Annotated in this window: 3 protein-coding genes and 1 pseudogene; all 4 read left to right on the plus strand. The window is 68.9% G+C overall.

Annotated elements, in window-relative coordinates; genetic code table 11:
- Positions 1 to 439 (plus strand): annotated as a pseudogene (locus AC27IQ_RS20700) (hypothetical protein); the annotation flags it as partial.
- 4 nt (positions 440 to 443) lie between these two features.
- Complete coding sequence (locus AC27IQ_RS20705; RefSeq protein ID WP_487090616.1) at positions 444 to 1,181, plus strand: DUF3025 domain-containing protein; 738 nt, start codon at positions 444 to 446, stop codon at positions 1,179 to 1,181.
- Between the two features lie 133 nt (positions 1,182 to 1,314).
- Positions 1,315 to 2,187 carry a protease HtpX gene (htpX, locus tag AC27IQ_RS20710; RefSeq protein ID WP_272565273.1) on the plus strand — a complete coding sequence of 291 codons (873 nt, stop codon included), beginning with the start codon at positions 1,315 to 1,317 and terminating at the stop codon, positions 2,185 to 2,187.
- Positions 2,188 to 2,388: 201 nt separating this feature from the next.
- On the plus strand, positions 2,389 to 3,497 hold a 1,109-nt coding region (locus AC27IQ_RS20715), incomplete at its 3' end, for an MCP four helix bundle domain-containing protein (protein WP_487090617.1).

Raw genomic sequence — 3,497 nt, forward strand, 5'->3', positions numbered from 1 at the left:
ACCACCGGCCCCCGCGAAGCCCCGCGGCCAAGAAAACGCCCCGCGCGCAAAACCACCCCCCCGCAAGGCCGCTGCGCCCAAGCCGGCGGTGCAGGCCGCACCGTCCAGGAAGGCGCCGGCGAAGAAAGCCGCCGCCAGGAAGGCGGCTTCCACCACGGCGGCCAAGGCGGCGGATGACGCTGGGGCGGGTGGCCGGCGGGCGCGGTCGGCCTCGGGTGCGGGCGAGGCCGTGAGCGTCCGCCACATCCTGGACCATGCCCCTGCCCTGAGGGCCGGGCAGTGGCAGCCGCTGGGCGACATCGTGAAACTGCTGCACGACGCCAAGCTGCTGGGCAAGAACACGGCATCGACCAAGCTGTTCAAGAAATTCCCCGACCAGTTCGAGTTGAAGCCCCAGACGCAGCCCAACGCGGTCCGCTACCTCCCTGAGGCGCGCTGAATCCGTGGGCCCTGGCGCGCTCGGCGCGGTACCGCCCTGGCTGCAGCCGTTCCAACACCTGGGCCCCGCGGTCCGGGCGGCGTGGCAGTCCGGCACGCCCCTGCCGGACGCCCTGAACCGGATGCCGGGCGCCGCCGTGCGCTTCGTGGCGCACTCGGCGCTGCCGGCGGGCCAGGCCTACGAGGCGTTCATCTTCGACACCGGCACCGTCCCCACCCGCGACAACCTGCACGATTTCTTCAATGGCCTGGTCTGGCTGCGGTACCCGCAGGCCAAGCGCCGGCTGAATGCCCTGCAGGCCGAGGCCATCGCCCAGACCGGGGTGGGCGCGGTGCGCGGGCCGCTGCGCGATGCGATCACGCTGTTCGATGAAAACGGCGCCGTGCTGTTCGCCCCCGCGCCGCTGTGGCAGGCGCTGGCGGCGCGCGACTGGCGGCGGTTGTTCGTCGATCTGCGGCCGCTGTGGCGGCAGGCGCAGCTGGTGCTGTTCGGCCATGCCTTGCTGGAAAAACTCGAGGCACCAAGAAAACCGATCACGGCGCATGTGTATCAAGCGCAGGGTGCTATGGATTCGGTAGCGGATGTGGATGCCTGGCTGGCCGGCGCGCTCGATGCGGTGCACCTGGCCACCAAGCCTTTTCTGCCGCTGCCGGTGCTCGGAGTGCCCGGCTGGTGGCCCGAGAACGAGAACTTTTGCTTCTATGATGACTCCCTCGTATTCCGCAGCGCGCGCCCCGCATAACAAACCACACCAGGGCCATCGCAACGCTGCGAACACGGCTTGAACGCCTGCGCACCATCCCCATTTTCCGGTTTGTGACAGCGCGTTCCTGCCGCTGGTCACACCCCCGTATCCCTCCGTGGAGAACCCTTCGATGAAACGAATCGCGCTTTTCTTGTTGACCAACGTCGCCGTCGTGGTGGTGCTGGGCATCGTCGCCAGCCTGCTGGGCGTCAACCGCTTCCTGACCGCCAATGGCCTGAACCTGGGGGCACTGCTGGGCTTTGCCTTCATCATGGGCTTCGGCGGCGCCATCATCTCGCTGCTGATCAGCAAGCCCGTCGCCAAGTGGAGCGCGGGCGTGCAGATCATCGACGGCACCGGGTCGGCCGATGAGGCCTGGATCGTCGAGACCGTGCGCAAGTTCGCCGACAAGGCCGGCATCGGCATGCCCGAGGTCGGCATCTTCCCCGGCGACCCCAACGCGTTCGCCACCGGCGCGTTCAAGAACAATGCCCTCGTGGCGGTGTCCACCGGGCTGCTGCAGGGCATGACGCGCGAGGAGGTCGAGGCGGTGATCGGCCACGAGGTGGCCCACATCGCCAATGGCGACATGGTGACCATGACGCTGATCCAGGGCGTGATGAACACCTTCGTGGTGTTCCTGTCCCGCGTCATCGGCTATGCGGTGGACAGCTTCCTGCGCAAGAACGACGAGAACAGCTCCGGCCCCGGCATCGGCTACTACGCCACAACCATCGTGCTCGACATCCTGCTGGGCTTCCTGGCGTCGATGATCGTGGCCTGGTTCAGCCGCCAGCGCGAATTCCGTGCCGACGCTGGCGCGGCGCAACTGATGGGCCGCAAGCAGCCCATGATCAACGCGCTGGCCCGCCTGGGCGGCGCCCACCCGGCCGAACTGCCCAAGAACATGGCCGCCCTGGGCATCGCCGGCGGCATCGGCAAGCTGTTCAGCACCCACCCGCCGATCGAAGAGCGCATTGCCGCGCTGCAGACGAACGCCTGAAGGGGCTTATGAATTGAGCGGGCGGCCTTCCATGCCGCCTGCCTCGCGAAAGAGCGGCCGGAGCGATCCAGCCGCTCTTTTTTTGCGCTTGTATCAAGTTGTCAGAACCGGTGCCGATACTTACCATGGACCCCACCCCATGCGCCTGGCGCACCGCCGGCCGCTCTTTCCCGCCTGCGGCCTTTCTCACCGGTATCTGACATGACCCTGAACAACGCCCGCCTTTCCCTGCGCCTTGCCCTGGCTTTCGGGGTCATCTGCCTGGTCATGTCCCTCGCCGCTGCCGTGGGCATCTGGCGGCTCATGGAACTGCAGGACATCGCCGATGGCCTGGGCGGACCGGCGGCGGAGCGGGCCTTGCTGGCGCGCGAACTGCACGCGATCGTGGTGCTGAGTTCCTCGCGCGCCGAAACCCTGCTGGAAATCGACAACCCCGCCTATGCCGCGCGCATCGATGCCGACCGCAAGGCCACCTCCGCCCGATCGACCGAGGTGCGCAAGCGGCTCGAAGAGCTGGCGACGGACAGCGAATCCAAGCGCATCTTCGAGGCCATCGACACCGCGGGAAACGCTTTCCGGGGGGCGCGCGACGACCTGGTCAAGCGGCGCAAGGCCGGCGAAACCCTGCCGCCGGATGCGGTGGGCAAACTGCTGCGCCCCGCGGCCGACCGCTATGCCGCGGCGGTGAACGACATGGCCGACTACCAGCGCAAGCAGGTGGAGGAAGACCGGGCCGCCGCCGCCGCCAGCGAACGCCAGGGCATCGCGCTGCTGGTGGGCGGCTCGGTGCTGGGGCTGCTGCTGGCGCTGGTGTGCGCCGTGGTGCTGTCGCGTTCCATCCTGCGGCCGCTGTCGCATGCATCCACGGTGGCGGACCGCATCGCCGAAGGCGACCTGACCTCCACCGTGCCGGCCATCGGCGCCGGCAACCGTGACGAGGTGCGGGCCATGCTGGCGCGCCTGGATGGCATGCAGGCGCGCCTGACCGGCCTGGTGATCGGCATGCGGCAGGCCAGCACGTCGGTGGCCGGCGCCAGCGCCGAGATCGCGGCCGGCAATTCGGACCTGTCGGCGCGCACCGAGCAGACGGCCTCCAACCTGGAGGAAATCGCAGCCAGCATGGAAGAGTTGCTGTCCACCGTGCGCCACAGCGCGGATGCGGCCCAGCAGGCCACCCACCTGGCGGTGTCGGCCAGCGACGTGGCACGGCGCGGGCGCGACGCGGTGGAGCGGGTGGTGGGCACCATGGACGGCATCGCCCAGTCCTCGCGCCGCATCGCCGACATCACCAGCGTGATCGACGGCATCGC

It is taken from the genome of Acidovorax sp. KPB24-07, assembly GCF_057543315.1.

Bases quoted from the DNA above. Each gene is read 5' to 3' on its own strand.
- htpX (WP_272565273.1), top strand. From the start codon at position 1,315: ATGAAACGAATCGCGCTTTTCTTGTTGACCAACGTCGCCGTCGTGGTG.